General features: G+C 59.5%; 21 protein-coding genes, 3 tRNA genes and 4 pseudogenes. 15 read left to right on the top strand and 13 right to left on the bottom strand.

The window, feature by feature from the left end; translation table 11 throughout:
- Positions 1-17 precede the first annotated feature (17 nt).
- The 3 genes and pseudogenes from ACZRKZ_RS07695 to ACZRKZ_RS07705 form a co-directional block, all read right to left on the bottom strand.
- A complete protein-coding gene (locus tag ACZRKZ_RS07695; RefSeq protein ID WP_463981259.1) occupies positions 18-740 on the bottom strand; it encodes a 3'-5' exonuclease in 723 nt (240 codons plus the stop codon).
- The gene (locus ACZRKZ_RS07700; protein WP_463981260.1) at positions 740-2,617 is read right to left on the bottom strand and encodes a DUF294 nucleotidyltransferase-like domain-containing protein; all 1,878 of its coding nucleotides are present in this window, start codon (positions 2,615-2,617) and stop codon (positions 740-742) included. The genes ACZRKZ_RS07695 and ACZRKZ_RS07700 overlap by 1 nt, the downstream gene beginning before the upstream one ends.
- A gap of 371 nt (positions 2,618-2,988) precedes the next feature.
- A pseudogene (locus tag ACZRKZ_RS07705) lies at positions 2,989-3,117 on the bottom strand (IS3 family transposase); the annotation flags it as partial.
- Position 3,118: 1 nt separating this feature from the next.
- Between ACZRKZ_RS07705 and ACZRKZ_RS07710 the strand changes: the two are divergent.
- The 3 genes and pseudogenes from ACZRKZ_RS07710 to ACZRKZ_RS07720 all read left to right on the top strand — a co-directional run.
- Positions 3,119-3,414 (top strand): annotated as a pseudogene (locus tag ACZRKZ_RS07710) (TRAP transporter large permease subunit); the annotation flags it as partial.
- Positions 3,415-3,469: 55 nt separating this feature from the next.
- Positions 3,470-3,904 carry a YeeE/YedE family protein gene (locus tag ACZRKZ_RS07715; protein ID WP_463969534.1) on the top strand — a complete coding sequence of 145 codons (435 nt, stop codon included), beginning with the start codon at positions 3,470-3,472 and terminating at the stop codon, positions 3,902-3,904.
- 2 nt (positions 3,905-3,906) lie between these two features.
- A complete protein-coding gene (locus tag ACZRKZ_RS07720; protein ID WP_463981261.1) occupies positions 3,907-4,362 on the top strand; it encodes a DUF6691 family protein in 456 nt (151 codons plus the stop codon).
- Positions 4,363-4,882: 520 nt separating this feature from the next.
- On the opposite strand, the pseudogene ACZRKZ_RS07725 reads toward ACZRKZ_RS07720, so the two are convergent.
- The 8 genes and pseudogenes from ACZRKZ_RS07725 to ACZRKZ_RS07760 form a co-directional block, all read right to left on the bottom strand.
- A pseudogene (locus ACZRKZ_RS07725) lies at positions 4,883-5,150 on the bottom strand (tyrosine-type recombinase/integrase); the annotation flags it as partial.
- Between the two features lie 259 nt (positions 5,151-5,409).
- Positions 5,410-5,485 (bottom strand) — tRNA-Gly (locus tag ACZRKZ_RS07730).
- Positions 5,486-5,488: 3 nt separating this feature from the next.
- Positions 5,489-5,564 (bottom strand) — tRNA-Glu (locus ACZRKZ_RS07735).
- A gap of 104 nt (positions 5,565-5,668) precedes the next feature.
- Positions 5,669-5,744 (bottom strand) — tRNA-Gly (locus ACZRKZ_RS07740).
- Between the two features lie 63 nt (positions 5,745-5,807).
- Positions 5,808-6,368 (bottom strand): CDP-diacylglycerol--glycerol-3-phosphate 3-phosphatidyltransferase, encoded by a 561-nt coding sequence (gene pgsA, locus ACZRKZ_RS07745; RefSeq protein ID WP_133100138.1) that lies wholly within the window; start codon positions 6,366-6,368, stop codon positions 5,808-5,810.
- Positions 6,369-6,401: 33 nt separating this feature from the next.
- Positions 6,402-8,255, bottom strand: coding sequence for an excinuclease ABC subunit UvrC (uvrC, locus tag ACZRKZ_RS07750; protein ID WP_463981262.1), 1,854 nt, complete (start codon positions 8,253-8,255; stop codon positions 6,402-6,404).
- 16 nt (positions 8,256-8,271) lie between these two features.
- Positions 8,272-8,913: a response regulator transcription factor GacA gene (gacA, locus tag ACZRKZ_RS07755; RefSeq protein WP_133100139.1), complete on the bottom strand. Its 642-nt coding sequence runs from the start codon at positions 8,911-8,913 to the stop codon at positions 8,272-8,274.
- Positions 8,914-9,064: 151 nt separating this feature from the next.
- Positions 9,065-9,430, bottom strand: coding sequence for a helix-turn-helix domain-containing protein (locus ACZRKZ_RS07760; protein WP_463981263.1), 366 nt, complete (start codon positions 9,428-9,430; stop codon positions 9,065-9,067).
- Between the two features lie 81 nt (positions 9,431-9,511).
- On the opposite strand from ACZRKZ_RS07760, the pseudogene ACZRKZ_RS07765 reads away from it, so the two are divergent.
- Positions 9,512-9,708 (top strand): annotated as a pseudogene (locus ACZRKZ_RS07765) (helix-turn-helix domain-containing protein).
- Between the two features lie 64 nt (positions 9,709-9,772).
- Here ACZRKZ_RS07765 and ACZRKZ_RS07770 read toward each other — a convergent pair.
- Together ACZRKZ_RS07770 and ACZRKZ_RS07775 are read right to left on the bottom strand one after the other, a co-directional pair.
- Positions 9,773-10,219: a GNAT family N-acetyltransferase gene (locus ACZRKZ_RS07770; protein WP_463969529.1), complete on the bottom strand. Its 447-nt coding sequence runs from the start codon at positions 10,217-10,219 to the stop codon at positions 9,773-9,775.
- Positions 10,220-10,237: 18 nt separating this feature from the next.
- Entirely contained in the window at positions 10,238-10,987 is a 750-nt protein-coding gene (locus tag ACZRKZ_RS07775; RefSeq protein ID WP_463981264.1) for a carbon-nitrogen hydrolase family protein, read from the bottom strand.
- A gap of 148 nt (positions 10,988-11,135) precedes the next feature.
- Here ACZRKZ_RS07775 and ACZRKZ_RS07780 point away from each other — a divergent pair, with 148 nt between their 5' ends.
- The 11 genes from ACZRKZ_RS07780 to ACZRKZ_RS07830 all read left to right on the top strand — a co-directional run bounded on the left by ACZRKZ_RS07780 (position 11,136) and on the right by ACZRKZ_RS07830 (position 24,620).
- Positions 11,136-11,270 (top strand): hypothetical protein, encoded by a 135-nt coding sequence (locus tag ACZRKZ_RS07780; protein ID WP_463969527.1) that lies wholly within the window; start codon positions 11,136-11,138, stop codon positions 11,268-11,270.
- 337 nt (positions 11,271-11,607) lie between these two features.
- Complete coding sequence (locus ACZRKZ_RS07785) at positions 11,608-12,696, top strand: 3-deoxy-7-phosphoheptulonate synthase (protein WP_463969526.1); 1,089 nt, start codon at positions 11,608-11,610, stop codon at positions 12,694-12,696.
- Between the two features lie 49 nt (positions 12,697-12,745).
- Positions 12,746-13,027, top strand: coding sequence for a peptidylprolyl isomerase (locus ACZRKZ_RS07790; RefSeq protein ID WP_149413954.1), 282 nt, complete (start codon positions 12,746-12,748; stop codon positions 13,025-13,027).
- Positions 13,028-13,166: 139 nt separating this feature from the next.
- Positions 13,167-15,050 (top strand): extracellular solute-binding protein, encoded by a 1,884-nt coding sequence (locus ACZRKZ_RS07795; protein ID WP_463981265.1) that lies wholly within the window; start codon positions 13,167-13,169, stop codon positions 15,048-15,050.
- Positions 15,050-16,111 (top strand): microcin C ABC transporter permease YejB, encoded by a 1,062-nt coding sequence (locus ACZRKZ_RS07800; RefSeq protein ID WP_463969524.1) that lies wholly within the window; start codon positions 15,050-15,052, stop codon positions 16,109-16,111. The genes ACZRKZ_RS07795 and ACZRKZ_RS07800 overlap by 1 nt, the downstream gene beginning before the upstream one ends.
- The gene (locus ACZRKZ_RS07805) at positions 16,111-17,133 is read left to right on the top strand and encodes an ABC transporter permease (RefSeq protein WP_350616791.1); all 1,023 of its coding nucleotides are present in this window, start codon (positions 16,111-16,113) and stop codon (positions 17,131-17,133) included. The genes ACZRKZ_RS07800 and ACZRKZ_RS07805 overlap by 1 nt, the downstream gene beginning before the upstream one ends.
- A gap of 14 nt (positions 17,134-17,147) precedes the next feature.
- Positions 17,148-18,719, top strand: a complete 1,572-nt coding sequence (locus ACZRKZ_RS07810) for an ABC transporter ATP-binding protein (RefSeq protein ID WP_463981266.1) — start codon at positions 17,148-17,150, stop codon at positions 18,717-18,719.
- Positions 18,720-18,734: 15 nt separating this feature from the next.
- Entirely contained in the window at positions 18,735-20,141 is a 1,407-nt protein-coding gene (locus ACZRKZ_RS07815; RefSeq protein WP_463981267.1) for a sigma-54 interaction domain-containing protein, read from the top strand.
- Between the two features lie 298 nt (positions 20,142-20,439).
- A complete protein-coding gene (locus ACZRKZ_RS07820) occupies positions 20,440-21,831 on the top strand; it encodes a GntP family permease (RefSeq protein WP_463969520.1) in 1,392 nt (463 codons plus the stop codon).
- A gap of 7 nt (positions 21,832-21,838) precedes the next feature.
- The gene (locus ACZRKZ_RS07825; RefSeq protein ID WP_463981268.1) at positions 21,839-22,612 is read left to right on the top strand and encodes a 3-hydroxybutyrate dehydrogenase; all 774 of its coding nucleotides are present in this window, start codon (positions 21,839-21,841) and stop codon (positions 22,610-22,612) included.
- Positions 22,613-22,664: 52 nt separating this feature from the next.
- Positions 22,665-24,620, top strand: coding sequence for an acetoacetate--CoA ligase (locus ACZRKZ_RS07830; RefSeq protein ID WP_463981269.1), 1,956 nt, complete (start codon positions 22,665-22,667; stop codon positions 24,618-24,620).
- Positions 24,621-24,658: the final 38 nt, after the last annotated feature.

Below are 24,658 nucleotides of genomic sequence, written 5' to 3' on the forward strand. Positions count from 1 at the left end.
GAACCTCAGCAACTGACTCAGTTCCACAACTTGCCAACCGACGTGGATGTCGAATAGTGAGTCGCTATCTGCGCCTGCAACAATTCAGCTGTCGCGAGGGCATCGGTTAATGCGTGGTGGGCGTGATACGCCGGGAGCCCTAGCCGCGTGCGACTATCCGCCAACCGTATGGACTGCTGTGAGCGCCCCATGAGTCGGGCGAACCAACCCAGTTTCTGCCGATGCAATCGAGCCTCTAGCTGCATCGTATCGATGACCGGAAATTCCAGCCCCTCCCCTAGATGCCTACGCACTGCCTGATCCAAAAAGGCCCGCTCAATATTCCGATAATGGACGACCATCACCTTGCCTGCCATGGCCTCCAGCAACGGGGCTAGCACCTGCTCAAAGGTGGGAGCATCTGAAATTTCAGCATGGGTTATGTGATGAAACGTCACTGACTTTTCATTCAGCTCGGACGATGGTTTTATCACCCAGTAAAGTGAGCTCCCACAATAAATGCGCTGCAGCGTGAACGGCATTACCCCGATGCTCACAATGCTGTCAGCCTGTGCATCAAGGCCGGTGGTTTCCACGTCCATGGCCAGCAGTTGCACGCTGTCAATGGATGCCTGTGCCGAGACCGCGCCGGCTTGATAGAACTGTCGCAAGCGGCTGTTAACGGCATTTTCTGCCAGGGTCTCGAACCTGGCAGACCACTCCAGCATTTTATGATTGGGCTGCGCTTTCATGTGCTTCATCACGAGAGGCGACCCTTGGGCGGATAACGAAAGCGCAAGAAATTCTGGCCATTACTCAAGACCTGAAACGCCTCTTTTAGGTTATGTCGCTCACTGCTGGAAAAGCGTTCCGGTTCGATGTAGTTATTGAGCGCAGCCCCCTGCTCCAGTGCGTCCACCTGGTGTCGAATTCGCACCATCGACAGGAACTCCAGCGCATATCGAAGTTGCTTTAATGCTTCAGGCGGAATGACGTTGCTGCTCGCTATGGCATCCATGCGGTCAAATGAATTCTGCGCGGTACTGCCACAGGCGAGCGCATGGATGCGGATCAGGTCGGTCAGCGGTGCAGTGCCTCGCCCCTTGAGGTTGATAATCCGTTTGTGCTGCCCATCTGTCTCAACGACAAAAGTACGGAAGAAGCCCAGTGGCGGCGTCCGGTTAAGGGCAATCCGCGCCATGGCGCTCAGAAAAACAGGGTGTGCGCTGGATTTTCGAGCACACAGAACCTTAAGTTCCTGTACAAGCTCGAGCTCGCCAAACACACCATCCAGATCGAAAAAAATACAACTGTTCAGCAGCGTCGTCGGGTTAGGCTTTTCGATCCACTGATCAAAATAACTTCGCCATACCCTCAATGGCTGACGCCACTGATCGTTCGTGGCCATGATCCCTCCCTTGCAATAGCTGTAGCCGCACGCGGCCAGGCCATCACTGACAAACGTCGCCAACGCGCGGAAGTAAGCATCGTGCTGGATCGGATCGAAGCGGTCGTCGAGTACCAGGGCATTATCCTGGTCCGTCACCAATAACTGCTCATCACGCGCCATGGAACCCAGCACCATGAAGCAGTAAGGCACCGGAGGCGGCCCCAGTTTTTTCTCTGCCAGTTCCAGTAAACGCTGGGTAAAGGCCCGGCCAATACCGGAAATCGCGCTGCCAATCATGTGCGCCGTCGCGCCGTCACGCACCATGCGGATGTAGGTTCCGCGCAGGTCACGTAAAAGCGATTTCAAACCGTCGACCGAAGTCTGGTTAGAGATTCTGTTTACCAGGTGCAAACTGCTGTGTGACTCGTAGCGGATGATATCCGACAGGTTGATCAGTCCGATCGGATGGCCATGATGGACCACCGGCAGGTGGTGAATATTACGGCGCAACATCACCAGCATCGCTTCAAACACTGAGTCGTCTGCGCCTATCGCTACCGGCTCGGCCGTCATTATGTCTCGGGCAGACGTTTCGTCAGCGTTTCGGCCTGCCGCGACAACGCGTGTGCGAAGGTCCCTATCGGTCACAATCCCTTCTATTTCAGCCGCCTGCAAGCCCGCTGATGACATCACCAGAACGCAAGAAACGCTTTGCTCTGTCATGATTTTTGCCGCGGCGCCGACGCAGGTATCCGACGTAACCCACACCAAGGGCCGGGAGATAAGGGCTCGGCATTTGAGCTGGATAAGCTCACTCGCACGCCCCTGCACCTCAACGGCAGTCTTGAGCCTGGAGTGCCCCTCAGCTTCGACGAAGTCGGCGAAAGCATCATGCTGCGCGCACAGGTCAGCGAAGACGTCGGCGGGTATGTAATAGATCAGGCTATCTTCCAAGGCTCTGGCGGGAAAACGCACCTTGTTACTGCGCAACAAACCGGCCTGACCGAAGAGGTCGCCTTCGACAAGTCGGTTGTAGAGCTCGCCATTGCGCCGGTAAATCTCCACCGCACCGCTACGTACATAGTGCAAGTCATGAATGATCGCGCCCGCTTCAAGGATGTCACTGCCGGCCTTGAAATAACTCACTTCTACCCGCCGAGCGATGGCGTCTACCGATTCCTTTGGCAGCGTATCAAATGGAGCGAAACGATAGAGGTGGTCGCTAATCTCCTGTAACTCGATTTGCATGAAACCTCGAAATGCTGAAAAGAATTAAAGTTGCGAGCGCCCTACATGGCGAAGGGAAGTCGTCTTTCTATGTAGCCCACCACATCACATCCCGATACGAGGATCAAGCGCCACGTCTGATCTACGCTATGAGTTGCAACAACTGCTGCGCAACGGCTGGCCGTAATATGTGCAATTTCGGCAAGAGCGGCATTCACTGAATGCTCAATCGGCGCTACGTAGGCCTGCCATCCGCCATCGGTGTGATGGGCATTACCTTGGGCCTGTCACTGTTGAATATGGCATCCGATGCGCTGGGTTTTCATGCCTTGTATACCCTTGAGCAATCGTTGGTGGAGTCCATCGACTTTTCCGAACTGCTGATGCGAGGCATGCCATTTCCCCTGGGCCCAGATGTAGGTGATGTCGCCGCACCAGACCTGGCTGGGTGCCGGAACATCTAACTCCCGACTCAAGATGTTCGGGATATCCAACCGTTCAACCGTCGCTCGTTTATAGGCATTGGTGACTGGCGCTTTTATGGAGCCCTCGGCCATTATCCTGATCCTGGCGCCGATCCTTTTTCCGATTGCCATGAAGCTGGGTATCGACCCGATTCACCTTGGGATCATCATGGTGGTCAATCTGGAGATCGGCTTGATCACACCTCCGGTCGGTCTGAACTTGTTCGTGACGTCCGCGGTGACAGGCATGTCAGTGCCTGCCACCATCAGGTGCTCTTGCTACTGTTCCTGGTGCTGATTACCGATGTACCCTGGATTACCTTGGCACTGCCCAATTGGCTGGGCATGAATTAATGCCCGCCCTCCCCAATCAGTCATCCTCCTCAGAGCCCCCTAAAAGGAAATCGCTATGATCGATATGAGCCACTTCACCCCGCTGAGTGCATGGGTCGGTGGCCTATTAATCGGCACGGGCGCCGTGCTGTTGATACTGTTCAACGGACGCATCGCCGGCATCAGCGGCATCGTCGGCGGTCTGCTACGCCCGGTGACCGGGGATGTCGCCTGGCGAGCGACATTTGTGCTGGGACTGTTGATGGCACCAGTGGTTTACCAACTTGTCGCGCCATTGCCTGCGGTGCAGATCGACGCCGGTTATCCACTCTTGATCCTTGCCGGCCTGCTGGTCGGTATTGGCACACGCTATGGGGCTGGCTGTACCAGCGGTCATGGTGTGTGTGGCCTGTCGCGTTTATCCCTGCGCTCCGCGGTCGCCACACTCGTGTTCATGAGCGCGGGTTTCATGACCGTTTTTGTCGTTGGACATCTCCTGGGAGGCCTTTGAGCATGCCGCTTTTTTATGCGTGGGTTGCCGGTTTGGTGTTCGGTATCGGCTTACTGGTTTCCGGAATGACAAACCCGGCCAAAGTCATAGGTTTCCTCGACGTGAGCGGACGCTGGGATCCCTCACTGGCCTTTGTCATGGGCGGCGCCATTGCGGTGGCGGCAGCAGGTTTCAAGTTCGCAAGAACGCGAACCCAATCGCTACTGGGGCTGCCGATGAACCTGCCCACCGCTCGAAATATCGATCGGCGCCTGGTCATGGGTAGCCTTCTGTTCGGCGTCGGTTGGGGCGTGGCGGGTATTTGTCCGGGGCCCGCTGTGGTGCTGCTAGGCTCGGGCATTCCTGAAGGTGTTGTTTTTGTCATCGCCATGTTAGCCGGCATGGGACTCTTTGAATGGCTCGAGCGACGCAAACGTCGTGGAGCGTCGATCAGCGCCTGCGTGGATAAACCCACCTGAATCAGGTTCGCCAGCGAACAGACGTTGAGCAACAGCAGGGTGCACCGTGTCCTTGGGCAAGTCGAATAATCGGCCTGCAGCGTTTCCTTGTGCCGAGAACATCAATCGGTGCTCACCAAAGGACAGTCCTCTGTTACCAAGCATGCAAAACCTGGAGGATTACACCATTGCGGCGACCGATGGCGATATCGGCGAAGTGAAAGACTTCTATTTCGATAATGAGGCGTGGGTGATCCGCTACTTCATCGTCGAGGCAGGAGCCTGGGTGTCCAGCAGGATTCAATTTCGCGAGCCACTGCGGCGCCGGCACTGCCCATCAACCCGAAAGACGACACGCCGGCCGCGACCGACAGCCGGTCAGCCTCCGCCATCTGTCGCACTGTTAACAAGTGCGGTCTGGCTACTCAGCTCAGATTCGCAATTCAACCTGCTCATGCTTTTTCACTCTCTTAAACAGCACCAAAATCAATGACCACGCGCGATGGAACATCGCCGTGCTCAAGGCGCTCGAAAATCTGGTTGATCGCCGACCAAGCATTGGCAGGACGTCTTTTTTGAAGACTCTCAGGATTTGCGAGAGCGTGCTCTGGCGACCTTCCTCCAGGCTCAGCCTGCGGAACGCAACCCATTGATCAAACACCGCGTCAAAGGTGTGCTCTGCCGCATTACGAACAGAGCGACGCTGCTGTTTACGATGCTCATAAGGATTGATGCCTTGAGCAACCAAGGCGCGCGCCTCATCACGGCGTCCACGCGCAACTGCCCAGAGACATGCGCTTCTGCTGGCCGAACGGTGGTATCCGAGAGTGCTATAGCGAGCTCCTGATCAGAGTCAGGGCCAAATGCTCATCTCGCTATCCAAGCTGCTCCAGCAACAAACCGATTCAGTGCGCGTCCGAATTCAAGACCCTCATTCAAGACTCAACTCAGGACTTAAATGCACTGGATGGTGCTGGATTTCAGTGGTTCCCGCCGGAACGAAAAAAGGACCCGAAGGTCCTTTTTTCAATCGCTGCAGAGCTCAGTAGAACTCTGCAGCGCAATGTTTGGAGCGGGAAACGAGACTCGAACTCGCGACCCCGACCTTGGCAAGGTCGTGCTCTACCAACTGAGCTATTCCCGCAAATGGCGTCCCCTAGGGGACTCGAACCCCTGTTACCGCCGTGAAAGGGCGGTGTCCTAGGCCACTAGACGAAGGGGACACGCTAACTGAAACACATGGTGTGTATTCCAGCGTCCAGACCCTAGCTCGAAAGCTTGGCCCTGGTTTCACTCAGTGCCACCCGAAGGCAACACTGTTTAAAAATGGAGCGGGAAACGAGACTCGAACTCGCGACCCCGACCTTGGCAAGGTCGTGCTCTACCAACTGAGCTATTCCCGCGTCTTGGTGGTGCGCATTCTATAGAATCCACATCACCCGTCAACCCCTTGATTCAAAAAAGTTTTATTTCTTTTCAACGGTGGTCCGCAGATGAGGCCAGGCGGCGCGCAGGTATTGGATCATGGACCACAGGGTCAGGCCTGCGGCAATCAGCAGCAAAGCATAGCCCAGCAGCACCCAGAAGGTGAAGTTCGACGGATTAGCCAGCAGGATCACCAGGGCGAGCATTTGCGCCGCGGTTTTCCATTTGCCCATATTGGAGACCGCCACATGGGCGCGTGCGCCGATTTCGGCCATCCATTCGCGCAAGGCAGAGACGACGATCTCACGACCGATGATCACGGCGGCTGGCAGGGTCAGCCAGAGATTGCCGTGTTCCTGCACCAGCAGCACCAAGGCAACCGCCACCATCAGCTTGTCGGCCACGGGATCGAGAAACGCGCCAAACGGCGTGCTCTGCTCCAGGCGACGGGCCAGGTAGCCGTCCAGCCAGTCGGTCGCCGCCGCAAAGGCGAAGACCGAACTGGAGGCCATGTAACTCCATTCGTACGGCAGGTAAAACAGCAAAATGAAAATCGGAATGAGCAGGACGCGTAGTACGGTGATCAGATTAGGGATATTCATCGGCACAACTGGCTACGAGGTGAGTTAGGCATTCTACTCGCTGTGCAGGTTTGCATAAATCAACTCAGCGAGCTTTTTACTGATACCAGGGGCTTTGGCTATTTCGTCGATGCTGGCACGCGATAGTTCCTGCAAGCCACCAAAATGTTTTAACAGTTCCCGCCGACGCTTGGGCCCCACGCCTGCGATCCCTTCCAGGGTTGAGGTACGCCGGGTTTTGCCACGTCGGGCACGGTGGCCGGTAATGGCAAAACGGTGAGCTTCATCGCGGATCTGCTGAATCAAGTGCAGCGCCGGCGAGTCTCCCCGCAAAGTGAACTCATGAGCCGCATCATTCAAGTACAACGTTTCAAAACCGGCCTTGCGGGTAGCACCCTTGGCCACGCCGAGCAGGATCAGATCAGGCACCGCCAGCTCATTGAGCACATCGCGGGCCATGGACAGCTGGCCCTTGCCGCCGTCCACCAGCAGGATATCCGGCAGCTTACCCTCGCCATCCTTCAATTTGCTGAAGCGCCGGGTCAAGGCCTGATGCATGGCCGCGTAGTCATCGCCAGCGGTGATACCTTCGATGTTGTAGCGTCGATAATCGGACTTGATCGGTCCTTCCGGCCCAAATACCACGCAGGACGCCACCGTCGCCTCGCCGCTGGAGTGGCTGATGTCGTAGCACTCCAGGCGCTGGGGCGGCTCATCGAGCTTGAGGACCTCGGCCAAGGCTTCAAAACGCGCGGCGACGTGCTGTCGATTCGCCAGGCGCGCGCTCAAGGCCTGTTCGGCGTTGGTCACGGCAAGCTGCTGCCAGCGGGCACGGGTACCACGTACCCGGTGACTGATGTCCAGTTCGCGGCCGCGCAGTTTGTAAATCGCCTCGATCAGCACAGGGAAGTCTTCATGGACCACGTTGACGATCAGTTCGCCAGGCAAGTCGCGCTCGGGGCTGCTGACGTAGTATTGGCCCAGGAACGCCGCCATGACCTCGGCGACCTCTTCTTGTATACCGGTTTGCGGGAAGAAATTCTTGCTGCCCAATACCCGCCCGCCACGCACGCTGATCAAGTGCACACAGGCACCGCCCGGGTTGACGAAGGCGGCGATGACATCGACGTCGCCGGTGCCACCTTCCATGCTTTGCTGGTCCTGGACCCGACGCAGAAACGACACCTGGTCACGCAGTTCGGCGGCGCGCTCGAAATCCAGGGTGCTGGCCGCCTGCTCCATGGCGCCGGACAGCTCGTCGGCCAGGGCATTGCTGCGCCCTTCGAGGAACATCACCGAGTGACGCACGTCCTCGGCATATTCCTGGGGCTCGACCAGGCCTACGCATGGCGCCTTGCAGCGCTTGATCTGGTATTGCAGGCACGGGCGGGTACGGTTCTTGTAGAAGCTGTCTTCGCACTGGCGCACGAAGAAAGCCTTTTGCAGCAGGCTCAAGCTTTCGCGGATCGCGCCGGCGCTGGGGTAAGGTCCAAAGTACTTGCCCTTCTGCTTCTTCGCGCCACGATGGATGCTCAGGCGCGGAAAGTCACCGTCCGATAAAAATACATACGGGTAGGATTTATCGTCACGCAGCAGGATGTTGTAGGGCGGCCGCCATTCCTTGATCAGCGTCTGCTCAAGCAGCAGCGCCTCGGTTTCGTTGGCAGTGATGGTGGTTTCCACCTGGGCAATACGCCCCACCAGCGCAGCGGTTTTCGGCGCCAGGCCGGACTTGCGAAAGTAACTCGCCAAGCGGCTCTTCAGGTTTTTGGCTTTACCGACGTAAAGCAGGCGCGCATCACTGTCGAACATGCGATACACGCCGGGACGGCCACTGCAGGTTGCGAGAAAGGCACTCGAATTAAACGGGACACTTATTTCAGAGCTTGGTATTTCAGCGCTTGGCATTTCAGATACCGACATTTCAGGCGCTGGCGTCCACCATGCCGTGGCGAACCGCCAGCAGGGTCAATTCAACATCGCTGCTAATAGACAGCTTTTCGAAAATTCGATAACGGTAGGTGTTCACGGTTTTCGGCGACAGGCACAACTTGTCGGAAATCGACTGAACTTTCTGGCAGCCGACAATCATCAAGGCGATCTGGATCTCCCGCTCCGACAGCGCATCGAACGGCGAGTCACTGGTGGGCTGGAACGATTTGATAGCCAACTGTTGGGCAATCTGCGGGCTGATGTAACGCTGGCCGGCAAACACCAGGCGAATGGCCTGGACCATTTCTGCCAGACCCGCGCCTTTTGTCAGGTAGCCGGCGGCACCCGCTTGTAGAAGCCGCGTAGGAAATGGATCTTCCTCACACACAGTGACTACGACGACCTTGATGTCCGGATGGCTGCGCAACAGCTTGCAAGTGGCGCCAAGACCGCCGATACCAGGCATTTTGACGTCCATCAAAACCACATCAGGCTTCAACTCCCGGGCCTTGATCAGGGACTCCTCCCCTGACTCGGCCTGGCCGACTACTTGTAGGCCATCGATGTCAGCCAGCATTCGTGTAATGCCTGTACGAACGAGATCATGGTCATCGACTACTAGCACCCTAATCAAGCAGACACCTCGCGATATGGTCTTATAGGTTGCTGAACACCTTAGCAAAAAACCAAGGCACAGACCTAGCTGCAAGCGTCATATATATAGAGTTTCAATACACTACGAGCGTCTACCGAGCGGCAGACGGGGTTCTTTCCCAAGCAAAGGCTCAGGAATCCTGGGCCGCCGGCTTGGCTTTTCCATTAAACGCGAATGAATGCTCCGCCAGGGTAGTGGTCAATCGGCGGATTGCGTCCTGGTCTTCCTTGAACATTGCCCGATAGTTGCCCAGCACTTTCTCTTCGATCCGGCTCAAGTTATCCAACTGGATGGGCGTAGGGCTACCTGTCAACACGTACAGGATATCCACACCTCTTTCAGCCACACGGGACAAGTAGTCGGCTTTCGGCGCCCGATCACCGTTTTCATATTTACCTTGCGCGTTCGCTTCTACGCCTCCTATTTCGCCAAAGTTTTTTTGCGACAAGCCAAGTCGCTCTCTTTCCAGCCTTAACCGCGAACCGATTCCACTCATTTGGATGTAATATCCTGTTCTGCACACCCCTAGAGGTGACACACTCATCTCGATTTACACAAACCTGAACGGTTTTGAACTATGCCCGGTACTCGCACTGCTGCACACGAGCCACGGCCTGGCTGGAGCATCAAGGCAAGTCTATTCAAGCGTTCGCCGGGCGCAAAAAGGGATGGCGTGGGGGAGCCCATAAGGTTGCAGTCCTGCTGGGCATGAAAGACGGCATCATCGCGTCAGTGGATGAAACCCCGAAGTACGATCAGGAAGTCGTCTCGTAGAGTCAGTATGCGCTTATTAGAATCGAGTGCCTGTTTTGCTGAAATGAGTGGATTACCCACCTGCTCACCGCACGTTGACGGGCAAACAATCAAGCTCCATGCGCCAGAAACAGTCTTCCTCGCCCACGATAGCCAAGCCCATGCGCTGATAGAGTCTTTTCGCCGGATTGGTCTTGAATACCGTCAGCCGTAGCAGGCCAAGTCCTTCCGTGTGCGCCTTGAGCGTCATTTGCTCCAGGGCCCAGGCACCCGCCCCTTGCCGGCGAAAGGAGTCGAGGATGTGCAATTCGCGAATATAGAGTGCCTCGGCATCCCGACTCAGGCTGATAAAGCCCAATACGGTGTCGTCTCGGCAGATCAGCCAGTTTTCCCGGCCGACCCAGGCGGTATCGAAGCCCTTGTCGGACCACGACAAATCATAGTGACGGTAGTAATTGCCCATCGCCTGATGCGTCAGGGTTCGGGCGAACGCCAGGTACTGATCCGTCGCGACCCGCAGTTGAAACGCCATATGAGTGCGCTCCTTTAATCAAATCACCACCTGCTGCCCGCTCCACCGCCCAGCATTTCTGCGGGCGATCACCAAAACATCACCCACCCCAGGCGCCGCCGCGATCAAACTGCCATCTGCCGCCCAGATGGCGCTGCGCCCGGCACAAGTCCAGCCACCGGTAGGCCCGCCGTGATTGGCCATCAGCACCACCATCGAGTGCTCGGCCGCGTAGCCCTGGAGCAAAGCCGTGTCTGGCGCGTAACCGCCTTCGCTGATCAACACACCGGCCGCATAGACGTTGGCCCCAAGCGCGGCCGCCTGACGCGGATGGCTGGCGTGGGAAAAGTCTGCACACACCGCCAGTGCGATCCTGTCGTCACCCCACTCCAGCGCGGCGCCGCCCACTCCGGGGGCAAATGCCACTTCTTCACCGGGATGCAGGTGCTGCTTGCTGTACACCGCCAACGAACCATCCGCCGCCAATACCAGTGCGCCAATCAGCACCTCCGCGCCTGGTGCCAGCCGGATCGGCATGCCGACCACCGCCGTCATGTGCAGCTCACGGGCCATCTCACGCAGCGGCGCCAGCACTGCATCATCCGGGGCAATTGCCAGGTCAGCGGCGAGGGACGGCTCATAACCTGTCAAGGAAAGCTCTGGAAACACCAGCAACTGCACGCCTTGCTCGACTGCACGACGCATGAAGGTCAGATGGCGGGCGATGTTCGCTGGCACGTCACCAGCAATGGAGATGGATTGAGCAGCAGCAAGGGTCAAGGCAGTCATGTGGTCGCGTCCCAGCAATCATCGTGAAGTTTCATGCAGCATATCGGCAGTTGAGCCATAGCCGTAAGTACCCAAGCGCAATAGAAATTACTGATTGAATCCACCCGCACGCCTCAGTTAAGCTCCACCCATCATTTGGAGACACGCCATGTTGCAACTCACCCACACTCAGGTTCGCCCTACCGCCAACGCCCAGCGTTCGGTCGTGGCTACCCGCGTGAACGGTTTGAGCGCACTGGTCAGCTTTTATTTTGGTTATTGGTTTAGCCACTGGCGCGCCTGATACCTGAAATCGGCGCCCACGAATCAAGGGGTCGCCTACCAGAGAAATCTAACCCCCGGTCGGCTCCCCGACCGGGGGTTTTGTTTTTTCGGCCCCTCACTTTTTGCTTGATCCAGAATACTTAAAGGAATCGCAACATGAACTACATCACTTATTACCGCTACGACACTTGCACCGCCTGGCGATTTAGCAAGCTCCGCTCGGGACAGCCTGCCGCCTCCGATCGGTCACCTACAGGTGGCAAGCCAACACACGTAGCCAGTCTGGCCAATTGTCGAACACCCCAGTAGGGCCGAGCGTGCGGGAACAGCCCGCCGCTTGCCCAGGAAGCCCGAATATGAACTCGTCCATCGCCACCCTGCCTGCTTGCACCCTGTCCTGTGCCAATGAAACGCTGACCCAGCGTTTGCCCAGTTCCCTTGAACTCAAGCAGCAACTGCCCCTGAGCCCGTTCCTGACCGAGCAAGTCAGCGCCCATCGCCAGGCCGTGCGCGCCATTCTCGATGGCAAGGACTCGCGCCTGCTGGTCATCGTTGGCCCCTGCTCGATCCACGACCCGGAATCGGCCATGGAATACGCCCGCAACCTGAAGAAACTGGCCAATGAGGTCAGTGACCAGATGCTGCTGGTGATCCGCGCCTATGTCGAAAAACCCCGCACCACCATCGGCTGGAAGGGTCTTGCCTACGACCCGCGCCTGGATGGCAGCGACGACATGGCCGCCGGCCTGACCCTGTCCCGTGAATTGATGCGCGAAATGCTGCGCCTGGGCCTGCCCGTCGCCACCGAGTTACTGCAACCGATGGCTGCCGGCTACTTCGATGACCTGCTCAGTTGGGCCGCCATTGGCGCACGCACCACCGAATCGCAGATCCACCGGGAAATGGCCAGCGGCCTGGGCATCCCCGTCGGTTTCAAGAACGGCACCGACGGCGGCGTCGCCATCGCCTGCGACGCCATGCGCTCTGCCACTCATCCGCACCGCCACTTCGGTGTTGACAGCCAGGGGCATCCGGCGATCATCCAGACCCAGGGCAACCCCGACACCCACCTGGTGTTGCGCGGCGGCCACCGTGGGCCGAACTACGACCGCCAGAGCGTGGCCCAGGTGAAAGACGACCTGGCGAAAACCAAGGTAGCCACGCGGATCATGGTCGATTGCAGCCACGCCAACAGTGGCAAGGACCCTTTACGCCAACCGGCAGTGTTCAATGAGGTGCTGGAGCAGCGCTTGCAAGGCGACACATCACTGATCGGCATGATGCTGGAAAGCCACCTGTTTGAAGGCTGTCAACCACTGGGCCCGTCGATGCGCTACGGGGTATCGGTGACAGACGGTTGCCTGGGTTGGAACGGGACAGACCAGTTGCTGCGCGACGCTGCCCATCGGCTGCGTGAACATCATCGGAACTTTGCCGGGAAATAACCGCCTGAATCCGGTACGCTCACCTTTTTTATTCAAGGAGTTACCCCTCATGGCCAAAGCCACCGCCCGCCACATCCTGGTTGCCACTGAAGACAAGTGCAACGAACTGAAGACCCAGATCGAAGGCGGCGCCGACTTCGCCGAAGTTGCCAAAGCCAACTCCTCTTGCCCATCCAGCCGTCAAGGTGGCGACCTGGGCTCGTTCGGTCCAGGCCAGATGGTCAAGGAGTTCGACGCCGTGGTCTTCAGCGCCCCGGTCAATACCGTGCAAGGCCCAGTGAAAACCCAGTTCGGTTATCACCTGCTGGAAGTGACCAGTCGCCAGGACTGATCCCTGTGCACTGATGCATAAAACAACGGCCCGCCTTTTGGTGGGCCGTTGTGTTTGTGCGACAGCATGGCGACTGGCGACGCGTGCGCGGTTAGCGTACAAATCCCCTTCCTTCTTCACCCGGCGCTCAAGGCTGATAATGCGACTGGACTTCTTCACCTTATTTGGCTCGCCCCTGCTTTGCTCCACCCTGGCCCTGCTGATGGCGAGCGCGGCCGTTGTCGCCGCGCCGCAACAGGCATTGACCGTCTACGGAGAACCGGCGAAATACCCCGCCGACTTCAGCCACTTTGCCTACGCCAATCCCAAGGCCCCCAAGGGCGGTAGCCTGCGGCGCTCGGCCGTGGAGATCGGCCGTTTCGACCACGTCCTGCCGTATATCGATAAAGGCATCGGCGTCAGCCAACTCGACGGCTGGGTGTACTCGCCCCTGGCCCAGCGCTCCCTGGATGAGCCCTACACCGTCTATGGCCTGGTGGCGGAAAAAATGGAGCGGTCAGACGACGGTCTGTCCCTGCGTTTCTACCTCAACCCCAAAGCCAAGTTTGCCGATAACACGCCGATCACCGCCGAAGACGTGCGCTACACCTTCGACCTGCTGATGACCCAGGGCAGCCTGCGTTACCGAACCCTGTTCGCCGACGTCAAGCACGTCGAAGTGGAAGGCCCTCGGCAAGTGCGCTTCGACTTTTCCAGCAACGAAAACCGCACCCTGCCCCTGGACATCGCCACCCTGCCGGTCTTCCCCGAGCACTGGTGGAAAACCCGCGACTTCGCCAACGGCGGCGGCTACGAAGCGCCACTGGGCAGCGGCCCGTACCGCGTCAGCAAGGTTGATTCGGGCAACACCATCAGCTTCCAGCGCAACCCTGACTGGTGGGGCAAAGACCTCCCCGTCAGCCGTGGCCTGTACAACTTCGATCACCTGAGCCTGGAGTACTTCGGTGACACCGAAGTCGCGCGCCAAGTCCTGCGGGGCGGCGCCTACGATTTCAACCGCGAATTCTCCGCCACCGGCTACTCCATCGGCTACAACGGCCCAGCCCTGGACGACGGCCGCCTGCAACGAGCGCACCTGGCCAAGGACGCGCCGCAACCGGCCCAGGGCTACGTGTTCAACACGCAAAAACCGATATTCCAGGACCGCCGCGTGCGTCAGGCCCTGGCCATGCTCTGGGATTTCGAGTGGGCGAACCGGCAGATGATGCGCAATATGTACATCCGCCAGCAAAGCTATTTCTCCAACAGCCCGCTGGCGGCCACTCAGTTGCCGGACGCTCAGGAGCTGGCGATTCTCGAACCCCTGCGCGGGCAGATTCCCGACGAAGTCTTCACCAAAGTATTCAAGGCGCCGACCACCGACGGCACCGGCATGATCCGCGACAAACAACTGCAAGCCCTGGAACTGTTGGAACAGGCCGGCTGGAAGCCCGATGGCGACAAACTGGTCAACGCCGCCGGCGAACCGCTGGAGTTCACCTTCCTCAATGCCCAAGGCGGCCTTGAACGCCTGTTGTTGCCCTACAAGCGCAACCTGGCGCAGATCGGCATCACCCTCAATATCCGCCGTATCGACTCGTCGCAGTACGTCAATCGCCTGATGGCCCGGGACTACGACATGATCGTCACCGGCTTCCCGGTCACCACCTCGCCGGGGATGGAGCTGTACAACTACTTCGGCTCGTCCGCCGCCTTCGATCCCGGCGCCAACAACTACATAGTGTTGAAAAACCCGGCGGTGGATACTCTGATCACCGGGCTGGTCCGCGCTACCACCCAGGCGCAGATGCTCAGCTATGCCCACGCCCTGGACCGGGTGCTGCAATGGAATTACTACTGGATCCCCAATTACTACCCGTACGGCGCCTCGGCGGCATGGTGGAACCGCTTCGGTCGCCCGGCCGTGGCAGCCAGCAATGACGAAGCCCTGGAAACCTGGTGGGAAGTCAGCCACACACCGCTGACCAATGAGCAAATGGACGCCGAGCTGATCAAGCGCGGCCAGTCGGGAGGTGCCCACTGATGTTTACCTATATCGTGCGGCGCCTGCTGCTGATCATCCCCACCCTGGTGATCATCCTCTTGGTGAATTTCGTCATCGTCCAGGCCGCACCGGGCGGCCCGGTGGAGCAGGCCATCGCCCACCTGCAAGGGATTGGCGGCGGTGGCATTGGCGGCTCGTCCGGCGAAAGCATCAGCAGCGGTTCGCGGGCCAGTCGCGGGCTGGACCCAAAACTGATCAAGGACATCGAAAAACAGTACGGCTTCGACAAGCCAGCGCCGGAGCGCCTGTGGTTGATGCTCAAAAGCTACGCCCAACTGGATTTCGGCAACAGCTTCTTTCGCGGCTCGACGGTGATTGATCTGATTCTGGAAAAAATGCCCGTGACCATTTCCCTGGGCCTGTGGGCGACGCTGATCACCTACCTCGTATCAATTCCCCTGGGGATTCGCAAGGCGGTGCGCCATGGCAGCCAGTTCGACATATGGAGCAGCACGGCCATCGTCATCGGTTATGCAATGCCGGCGTTCCTGTTTGCGATGTTCCTGATCGTGGTCTTTGCCGGAGGCACCTCGCTGAACTGGTTCCCAGTGCGTGGCCTGGTCTCGGAAAACTTCGACCAGTTAAGCACTGTCGGCAAGATCGCCGACTACTTCTGGCACCTGGTGTTGCCGGTCAGCGCCCTGGTGATCGGCGGCTTTGCCACCTTGACCATCCTCACCAAAAACTCGTTCCTCAATGAAATCACTCGCCAATACGTGGTCACCGCACGCGCCAAGGGCCTGAGCGAACGCCGCGTGCTCTACGGCCATGTGTTTCGCAACGCGATGCTGCTGGTGATCGCCGGTATTCCCCAGGCGTTCATCAGCGTGTTCTTCGCAGGCTCCCTGCTGATCGAGGTGATCTTCTCCCTCGACGGCCTGGGCCGCATGAGCTACGAAGCCGCCGTCTCGCGGGATTACCCGGTGGTGTTCGGCTCGTTGTTTATCTTCACCTTGTTCGGCCTTTTGATAAAGCTCATCGGTGACCTCTGCTACACCCTGGTGGACCCGCGCATCGACTTCGCCGCGAGGAACGCCTGATGCTCAGACTGTCTCCCGTGGCTCGCCGGCGCTTTGAACGCTTCAAGAAAAACCGTCGCGGCTGGTGGTCGCTGTGGCTGTTTATCGGCCTGTTCATCCTGACCCTGGGCGGCGAGTTGGTCGCCAATGACAAGCCCTTGGTACTCAGCTACCAGGACGAACTGTACTTCCCGGCCTTCAAGCGCTACACCGAACAACAGTTCGGCGGCCAACTGCCGTTCCAGGCTGACTACCGCAGCGACTACGTGCAAAAGCTGATCAAGAAAGACGGCGGCTGGATGCTGTTCCCGCCGATCCCCTTCAGCGACGACACCCCCAACTATGAACTGACCCGCCCTGCCCCAAGCCCGCCGTCGACGGTGAACTGGCTGGGCACCGACGACCAGTCCCGCGACGTACTGGCGCGGGTGATCTTCGGTGCGCGAGTGTCAATCCTCTTCGCCCTGGCCCTGACTGTCATCAGCGGCGCCATCGGCATTGCCGCCGGGGCCTTGCAGGGTTATTACGGCGGCTGGGTAGACCTGCTCGGGCAGAGAATACTGGAAGTGTGGTCGGGATTACCGGTGCTGTACCTGCTGATCATCCTCTCGGGGTTTGTCGAGCCGAATTTCTGGTGGTTGCTGGGGATCATGGCGCTGTTCTCGTGGCTGGCCCTGGTGGACGTGGTACGCGCCGAATTCCTGCGCGGGCGCAATCTCGAATACGTCAAAGCCGCACGGGCGTTGGGCCTGAGCGACGCCAAGATCATCCGCCGGCATATCCTGCCCAACGCAATGAATGCCACCTTGAGCTATTTGCCATTCATTCTGACCGGGGCGATTTCAACCTTGAGCGCCCTGGACTTCCTCGGTTTCGGCATGCCGGCGGGCAGCGCCTCATTGGGTGAGCTGATCGCCCAAGGCAAACAGAACCTGCAAGCGCCCTGGCTGGGGCTAACGGCGTTTTTCACCCTGGCGCTTATTCTGTCGCTGCTGGTGTTTATCGGCGAGGCGTTGCGTGACGCCTTCGACCCACGATCATGAAAGGCAGCGAATGTATGACCGACAACCTGATCGAGATCCGCGACCTGTGCGTCGCCTTCAACGGCCAGACCGTGGTGCGCAAGCTGTGCCTGGATGTGCGCCCCGGCGAGTGCCTGGCGCTGGTGGGTGAATCTGGTTCCGGCAAGTCGGTGACCGCCCACTCGATCCTGCAACTGCTGCCCGAAGTCGGCACTGAAACCACAGGTTCCGTGCGTTATCGCGGCCAGGAGTTGATTGGCGCATCCGCCTCCACCCTGCAAAAGCTGCGGGGCAACCGGATTGCGATGATCTTCCAAGAGCCGATGACCTCCCTCAACCCGCTGCACAGTATCGAAAAGCAGATCGGCGAAATCCTGCTGCTGCACAAGGGCCTGGGCGGCAAGGCGGCGCAAGCGCGCATCCTTGAGCTGCTGGAACTGGTAGGCATCCAGAAACCCCAGGAACGGCTCAAGGCCTATCCCCATCAACTGTCCGGCGGTCAGCGCCAGCGAGTGATGATCGCCATGGCTCTGGCCTGCGAACCGGAACTGTTGATCGCCGACGAACCCACCACGGCACTGGATGTGACGGTGCAGCGCAAGATCCTGGTGCTGCTCAAGTCCCTGCAACAACGCCTGGGCATGTCGCTGTTGCTGATCAGCCACGACCTCAATCTGGTGCGCAGTATTGCCCAGCGAGTCTGCGTGATGCGTGCCGGGGAAATCGTCGAGCAGGCCGACTGCCAAACCCTGTTCAGCGCCCCGCAACATCCCTACAGCCGCCTGTTGCTGGACGCCGAACCGGCTGGCGCCCCGTTGTGCCGCGACGAGTACGAGACCGTGCTGCAGGTCGATGACTTGAGCGTGCAGTTCCAGATCGGCGGCGGCCTGTTTCGACGCAAGCAATACCTGCGGGCAGTGGACGGTATCAGCCTGAGCGTGCAGCGCGGCAAGACCCTCGGGATCGTCGGCGAATCCGGCTCCGGCAAGTCGACCCTCGGCCAGGCGATCCTGCGGTTGCTGGATTCCAGCGGCGGCATTCGCTTCCAGGGTGAAGCCCTCGACGGCCTGACCCACAAGCAAATGCGCCCCTGGCGCAAGCAAATGCAAGTGGTGTTCCAGGACCCCTTCGGCAGCCTCAGCCCGCGCATGTCGGTGGAGCAGATCATCAGCGAAGGCCTGGAAGTCCATGCCCCGTGCAGCCTCAAGGACCGGGAGGCGCAGGTGATTCAGGTGCTCGAAGACGTAGGCCTGGACCCCGCCAGCCGCCATCGCTACCCCCACGAATTCTCCGGCGGCCAGCGCCAACGCATCGCCATCGCCCGCGCCCTGGTGCTCAAGCCCGCGTTGATGCTGCTGGATGAACCGACCTCGGCACTTGACCGTACGGTGCAGAAACAAGTGGTCGCTCTGCTGCGCGAACTCCAGGAAAAATACGGCCTGACCTACCTGTTTATCAGCCATGACCTGGCGGTGGTGCGCGCCCTGGCCCATGACATGATCGTGATCAAGGACGGCAAGGTGGTGGAGCGCGGGCCGAGCCATGACGTATTTGAATCGCCACAGCATCCTTACACCCAAGAACTCCTCGCCGCTGCATGCGTGTAAAACGGATTGCCTGACATGAACACCACCGAAAGCCTCAAGGACTACCAACGCGTTCGCGCCCTGGCGATCCGCTCGTTGTTCAAGATCATCGAGCAGTCCAGCGAAGGCACGGTGATTGTCGACAGCGACGCCAATATCGTCTGGATGAACGAGCGCTACGCCAAGCGCTTCGGCCTCAAAAGCGCCGACCAGGCCATCGGCCAACCGTGCGAGCAGGTGATTTCCAATAGCCTGTTGCGCCAGGTGGTGCGCACAGACCTGCCCATCCTGCTGGATATCCAGGACACCCCCAAAGGCCCGCTGGTGGTGATGCGCCTGCCAATCCATGACGATGCCGGCGCGGTGATCGGCGCCATTGGTTTTGCCCTGTTCGATGAACTGCGCAACCTGTCGCCGCTGATCGAACGTTACCTGAGCATGCAGCAGGAACTGGCCTCCACCCGCTCGCTGCTGCGCTCACGCCAGAGCAAGTACAACTTCGCGCACTTTATCGGCACCAGCGCCGCCAGCCTGGAAGTCAAACGCCGTGCCCGACGCAGCGCCAGCGCCGAATCACCGGTGTTGCTGCTGGGGGAAACCGGTACCGGCAAAGAATTGTTGGCCCAAGCCATTCACGGCGCCTCACCGCGCGCCCATAAGGCGTTCGTCAGCATCAACAGTGCCGCGATCCCCCATGACCTGCTGGAAGCCGAATTCTTCGGCACCGCCCCCGGCGCCTTCACCGGCGCCGACCGCAAGGGCCGCCCCGGCAAGTTGCAGATCGCCCAAGGCGGCACGTTGTTTCTCGATGAAATCGGCGACATGCCGCTGCCACTGCAAAGCAAATTGCTGCGGGTGTTGCAGGAGAAGGAGTTCGAGCCGGTGGGCTCCAACGAGATGATCCACAGCGATGTGCGGGTGATCGCCGCGACGTCCATGGACCTGGAAGCCGCGATCAAGCGCGGCGAGTTTCGGGCGGACTTGTATTACCGCCTTAACGTCCTGCCGATCCAGGTCCCGCCCTTGCGCGACCGCCTGGACGACCTGCCGGCGTTGAGTGAAGCAATCCTGGAGGAACTGCGCAGCGAGCATGAACTGGATCGCGAGGCCTTGGCGCTCCTGGCACAGCACGCCTGGCCGGGGAATATCCGCGAGTTGCGCAACGTGCTGGAGCGGGCGGCGCTGCTCAGTGATGACCTGGTGCTTGATGCCCGCGAGATTCGCGCGGCGATTGGCACGTTCAGTCCGGTGGAGCGCAGTGCCGTGGAGTCGGCTGAAGGTGAAACCTTCAGTGCGGCGCGGGAACGGTTTGATCGGCAGGTGATTGGGGCGGCGCTTAAGGCGTGTGAGGGGAATGTGGTTGAGGCGGCGAAGCGGTTGGGGCTGGGTAGGTCGACCTTATACAAGAAAATGGTGTCGTTGGGCATCGAACAATCTCAATAAAGAGATGAAAATCCCCAAACAGAGACAGCCCTTGTAGGAGCGAGCTTGCTCGCGAAAAGCGCAAAGGCACCGCATGCATCCTGGATGCCAGCGTTATCGTTGACGACCATCGCGAGCAAGCTCGCTCCTACAGTGAGCCAGTACTCGTCTCAAAACAGAGATAAGCGCTGAATAATCTTTACTAAAACAAAATAATATTCATATATTTCAACAAGTTAACAACTTGGCACAAATCCCGCTATAGCCTCTCTCCACAGCTTCACCCACACAAAAATAACAATCCGATTGGAGACACTCCATGAGTGTGATCATTGCCCTCGCAGCCCTCGCGCTGCTGATGCTGGCGGCCTACCGTGGCTACAGCGTCATCCTGTTTGCTCCCATTGCCGCCCTCGGCGCCGTATTACTCACCGACCCCTCCGCCGTCGCGCCCGCCTTCACCGGGGTGTTCATGGAAAAAATGGTCGGCTTTATCAAACTGTACTTCCCGGTGTTCCTGCTGGGTGCGGTGTTCGGCAAGCTGATTGAGATTTCCGGCTTCTCGCGCTCCATCGTCGCCGCCGCCATTCGTTTGCTCGGCACTCGCCAGGCGATGCTGGTAATCGTGCTGGTCTGCGCCTTGCTGACCTACGGCGGCGTGTCGTTGTTTGTGGTGGTGTTCGCGGTGTACCCGTTTGCCGCCGAGATGTTCCGCCAGAGCAATATCCCCAAGCGCCTGATCCCCGCGACCATCGCCCTCGGTGCATTTTCATTCACCATGGACGCACTGCCTGGCACGCCGCAGATCCAGAACATCATCCCCAGCACCTTTTTCAACACCACCGCCTGGGCTGCCCCGTGGCTGGGCGTGATCGGCGCCATCTTCGTGTTCTGCGCCGGCATGCTCTACCTGGCCCGCCAGCGCAACAAGGCCCAGCGTGCCGGTGAAGGCTACGGCACCGAACTGCGCAACGAGCCGGAAACTGCTGAAGACATCAAGCTGCCCAACCCCTGGATCGCCCTGTCGCCGCTATTGCTGGTGGGGGTCATGAACCTGCTGTTCACCCACTGGATTCCCCTGTGGTACGGCAAAACCCACAGCCTCAGCCTGCCGGGCATGAGCGTGCCGGTGCAGACCGAGATCGCCAAGCTCACGGCAATCTGGGCAGTGCAAGCGGCGCTGTTGGTGGGGATCATCATGGTGCTGGTGTTCGGCTTTTCGGCGATCCGCAGCAAGCTGGCCGAAGGCAGTAAAAGCGCGGTCAGCGGTGCGCTGCTGGCGGCGATGAACACCGCTTCGGAATACGGCTTTGGCGCGGTGATCGCCTCCTTGCCGGGCTTCCTGGTGCTGGCAGACTGGCTCAAGGGCATCCCCGACCCACTGGTCAACGAAGCGATTACCGTGACCCTGCTGGCCGGCATCACCGGTTCTGCATCCGGCGGCATGAGCATCGCCCTGGCGGCGATGTCCGAGAGCTTTATTTCGGCAGCGCATGCGGCCAATATCCCCCTTGAAGTGCTGCACCGGGTCGCGGCCATGGCCAGCGGCGGCATGGACACCCTGCCCCACAACGGCGCCGTCATCACGCTGCTGGCGGTGACCGGGCTGACCCACCGCGAAGCCTATAAAGACATTTTCGGCATCACCATCATCAAGACCCTCGCGGTGTTCGTGGTGATCGGTACTTTCTATGCCACCGGCATTGTGTGAGGTTTTCATGACGACATTGAACGGCAAGACCGCCCTGGTCACCGGCTCCACCAGCGGTATCGGCCTGGGGATTGCCCTGAGCCTGGCCAAGGCCGGCGCCAACCTGATCCTCAATGGCTTCGGCGACGCCAGTGCGGTGATCGCCCAGGTGCAAGCGTTCGGCGGCAAGGTCGGCCATCACCCGGCGGATGTCAGTGACCCGGCGCAAATCGCCGAGATGATCGCCTATGCCGATCGCGAGTTCGGCGGCGTCGACATCCTGGTGAACAACGCCGGCATCCAGCACGTAGCCGCCGTGGAAGACTTCCCGGTGGAACGCTGGGATTCGATTATCGCCATCAACCTGTCCTCGGTGTTTCACAGCACGCGCCTGAGCCTGCCGGGCATGAAGACCAAGGGCTGGGGACGGATCGTCAACATCGCCTCGGTGCACGGCCAGGTCGGCTCGGTGGGTAAGGCGGCTTACGTGGCCGCCAAGCACGGGGTAATCGGCCTGACCAAGGTGGTGGGCCTGGAAACCGCCACCAGCAACGTCACCTGCAACGCCATTTGCCCAGGCTGGGTACTGACCCCGCTGGTGCAGAAGCAGATTGATGATCGTATTACCGCCGGGGTTGATCCGCAGCAGGCGCAGCATGATTTGCTGGCCGAAAAGCAGCCGTCCCTGGAGTTTGTGACGCCGCCACAGTTGGGCGAGTTGGTGCTGTTCTTGTGCAGCGAAGCCGGTAGCCAGGTGCGTGGCGCGGCGTGGAATATTGATGGTGGTTGGCTGGCCCAGTAAAAGCTGCCATGACAAAAGCACTGCACTATCAAAAAATAACAATAGGCCGATCATGTCCAACATCCTCTGGCAACCCAGCCCCGAACGCATCCGCACCACCCGAATGGACCAGTTCCGGCGCTTTATCAATGAGCGCCACGGCGTGCAGATCAATGACTATCCGGCCCTGCACCAATGGAGCATCGATGAGCGCCCGGACTTCTGGCGCGCGATTGTCGTATTCTTCGACGTGCAGTTCCGTACCCCGCCCAGCGCGGCACTGATCGAAGACGCGCAGATGCCCAGCGCCCATTGGTTTCCCGGCGCCACCCTGAACTTCGCCGAGCACCTGCTGCGCCGTCGTGATGATCATCCGGCGGTGGTGGCTATCAGCGAAGACGGACAACGCGAACAACTGACCTACGCCGAACTGGCCCAACACGTCGCCGGCCTGCAATACAGCCTGCGAGCGGCCGGTGTTGGCACCGGGGATCGGGTTGCCGCCTGCATGCCAAACACCTGGCAAACCCTGGTGGGCATGCTCGCCACTACCAGCCTGGGTGCGATCTGGTCCTGCTCTTCGCCGGACTTCGGCACTCAAGGGGTGATCGACCGCTTCGGCCAAATAGAACCCAAGGTGCTGATCACCTGCGCCGGTTACCGCTACGCCGGCAAGGTCATCGACCAGAGCGCCAAGCTCAATGAAATCCTCGAACGCCTGCCGTCCCTGCAACAACTGATCATCGTGCCTTACGCCCGGCCCGAGGCACGCGCTGAGGATTATCGGACCCAGGCCAAGGTTGCGCTGTGGGAGGAGTTCTACGCCGTCGGCGGCGAGCCCGAATTCGTCGCCGTACCCTTCGATCACCCGCTGTACATCCTCTATTCCAGCGGCACCACCGGCGTACCCAAGTGCATCATCCACGGCACCGGCGGCGTGCTGCTGACCCACCTCAAGGAACACGGCCTGCACGCCGACCTGTCCAGGGACGACTGCCTGTTCTACTACACCACCTGCGGCTGGATGATGTGGAACTGGCTGGTCTCGGTGCTGGCCATCGGCGCCACGGCAGTGCTGTATGACGGCTCGCCGTTTCATCCCGGGCCGGAGCGGTTGATTGACCTGATCGACCAGGAAAAAATCAGCGTCTTCGGCACCAGCCCGAAATACCTCGCCACCCTGGAAAAGGCCGGCCTCAAGCCGCGCCTGAGCCACGACCTGAGTAGCCTCAAGGGCCTGATTTCCACCGGTTCGCCACTGTCGCCGCAGAGCTACGACTACGTGTACCGCGAGGTCAAGGAAGAACTGTGCCTGTCATCCATGTCCGGCGGCACCGATATAGTCTCCTGCTTTGTGATTGGCAACCCTGTGCTGCCCGTACGGCGCGGCGAAATGCAGTGCAAAAGCCTGGGAATGTCCATCGAAGTGTGGGACGACCAGGGACGCCCCCTGATCGGTGAAAAGGGTGAACTGGTGTGCACCCGACACTTCCCGGCGATGCCCATCGGCCTGTGGAACGACCCGCACCAGGAAAAGCTGCGTGCCTCTTATTTCAGCCAGTTTCCCGGTGTCTGGGCGCAGGGCGACTATGCCGAGCAACGGCCCAACGGCAGCCTGCTGATCCATGGCCGCTCCGACGCAGTGCTCAACCCCGGCGGCGTGCGCATCGGCACGGCAGAGATTTACCGCCAGGTGGAGAAAGTACCCCAGGTACTGGAAAGCCTGGCCATCGGTCAGCGCTGGCAGGACGATGTGCGGGTGGTGCTATTTGTCCGCCTCAATGACGGGATAGAGCTGGATGAGGCGCTGCAACAGCAGATCCGCGAGGTGATCCGCGCCAACACCACGCCCCGCCACGTGCCAACGAAGATCCTCGCAGTGACGGACATTCCGCGCACTATCAGCGGCAAAATCGTCGAACTGGCGGTGCGCAACGTGGTGCATGGCGAGGCGGTCAAGAACACCGACGCCCTGGCCAATCCTGAGGCGCTGGAGCAGTTTCGCAATCGCCAGGAGCTGACCACCTGACCTGACAGAAAGGTAAAACGCTTTAGCCTTGGCGCACT

This window comes from Pseudomonas sp. c313, assembly GCF_055407145.1.

Bases quoted from the DNA above. Each gene is read 5' to 3' on its own strand.
- ACZRKZ_RS07695 (WP_463981259.1), bottom strand. From the start codon at position 740: ATGAAGCACATGAAAGCGCAGCCCAATCATAAAATGCTGGAGTGGTCT.
- ACZRKZ_RS07700 (WP_463981260.1), bottom strand. From the start codon at position 2,617: ATGCAAATCGAGTTACAGGAGATTAGCGACCACCTCTATCGTTTCGCT.
- ACZRKZ_RS07715 (WP_463969534.1), top strand. From the start codon at position 3,470: ATGATCGATATGAGCCACTTCACCCCGCTGAGTGCATGGGTCGGTGGC.
- ACZRKZ_RS07720 (WP_463981261.1), top strand. From the start codon at position 3,907: ATGCCGCTTTTTTATGCGTGGGTTGCCGGTTTGGTGTTCGGTATCGGC.
- pgsA (WP_133100138.1), bottom strand. From the start codon at position 6,368: ATGAATATCCCTAATCTGATCACCGTACTACGCGTCCTGCTCATTCCG.
- uvrC (WP_463981262.1), bottom strand. From the start codon at position 8,255: ATGCCAAGCGCTGAAATACCAAGCTCTGAAATAAGTGTCCCGTTTAAT.
- ACZRKZ_RS07760 (WP_463981263.1), bottom strand. From the start codon at position 9,430: ATGAGTGGAATCGGTTCGCGGTTAAGGCTGGAAAGAGAGCGACTTGGC.
- ACZRKZ_RS07770 (WP_463969529.1), bottom strand. From the start codon at position 10,219: ATGGCGTTTCAACTGCGGGTCGCGACGGATCAGTACCTGGCGTTCGCC.
- ACZRKZ_RS07775 (WP_463981264.1), bottom strand. From the start codon at position 10,987: ATGACTGCCTTGACCCTTGCTGCTGCTCAATCCATCTCCATTGCTGGT.
- ACZRKZ_RS07780 (WP_463969527.1), top strand. From the start codon at position 11,136: ATGTTGCAACTCACCCACACTCAGGTTCGCCCTACCGCCAACGCCCAG.
- ACZRKZ_RS07785 (WP_463969526.1), top strand. From the start codon at position 11,608: ATGAACTCGTCCATCGCCACCCTGCCTGCTTGCACCCTGTCCTGTGCC.
- ACZRKZ_RS07790 (WP_149413954.1), top strand. From the start codon at position 12,746: ATGGCCAAAGCCACCGCCCGCCACATCCTGGTTGCCACTGAAGACAAG.
- ACZRKZ_RS07795 (WP_463981265.1), top strand. From the start codon at position 13,167: ATGCGACTGGACTTCTTCACCTTATTTGGCTCGCCCCTGCTTTGCTCC.
- ACZRKZ_RS07800 (WP_463969524.1), top strand. From the start codon at position 15,050: ATGTTTACCTATATCGTGCGGCGCCTGCTGCTGATCATCCCCACCCTG.
- ACZRKZ_RS07805 (WP_350616791.1), top strand. From the start codon at position 16,111: ATGCTCAGACTGTCTCCCGTGGCTCGCCGGCGCTTTGAACGCTTCAAG.
- ACZRKZ_RS07810 (WP_463981266.1), top strand. From the start codon at position 17,148: ATGACCGACAACCTGATCGAGATCCGCGACCTGTGCGTCGCCTTCAAC.
- ACZRKZ_RS07815 (WP_463981267.1), top strand. From the start codon at position 18,735: ATGAACACCACCGAAAGCCTCAAGGACTACCAACGCGTTCGCGCCCTG.
- ACZRKZ_RS07820 (WP_463969520.1), top strand. From the start codon at position 20,440: ATGAGTGTGATCATTGCCCTCGCAGCCCTCGCGCTGCTGATGCTGGCG.
- ACZRKZ_RS07825 (WP_463981268.1), top strand. From the start codon at position 21,839: ATGACGACATTGAACGGCAAGACCGCCCTGGTCACCGGCTCCACCAGC.
- ACZRKZ_RS07830 (WP_463981269.1), top strand. From the start codon at position 22,665: ATGTCCAACATCCTCTGGCAACCCAGCCCCGAACGCATCCGCACCACC.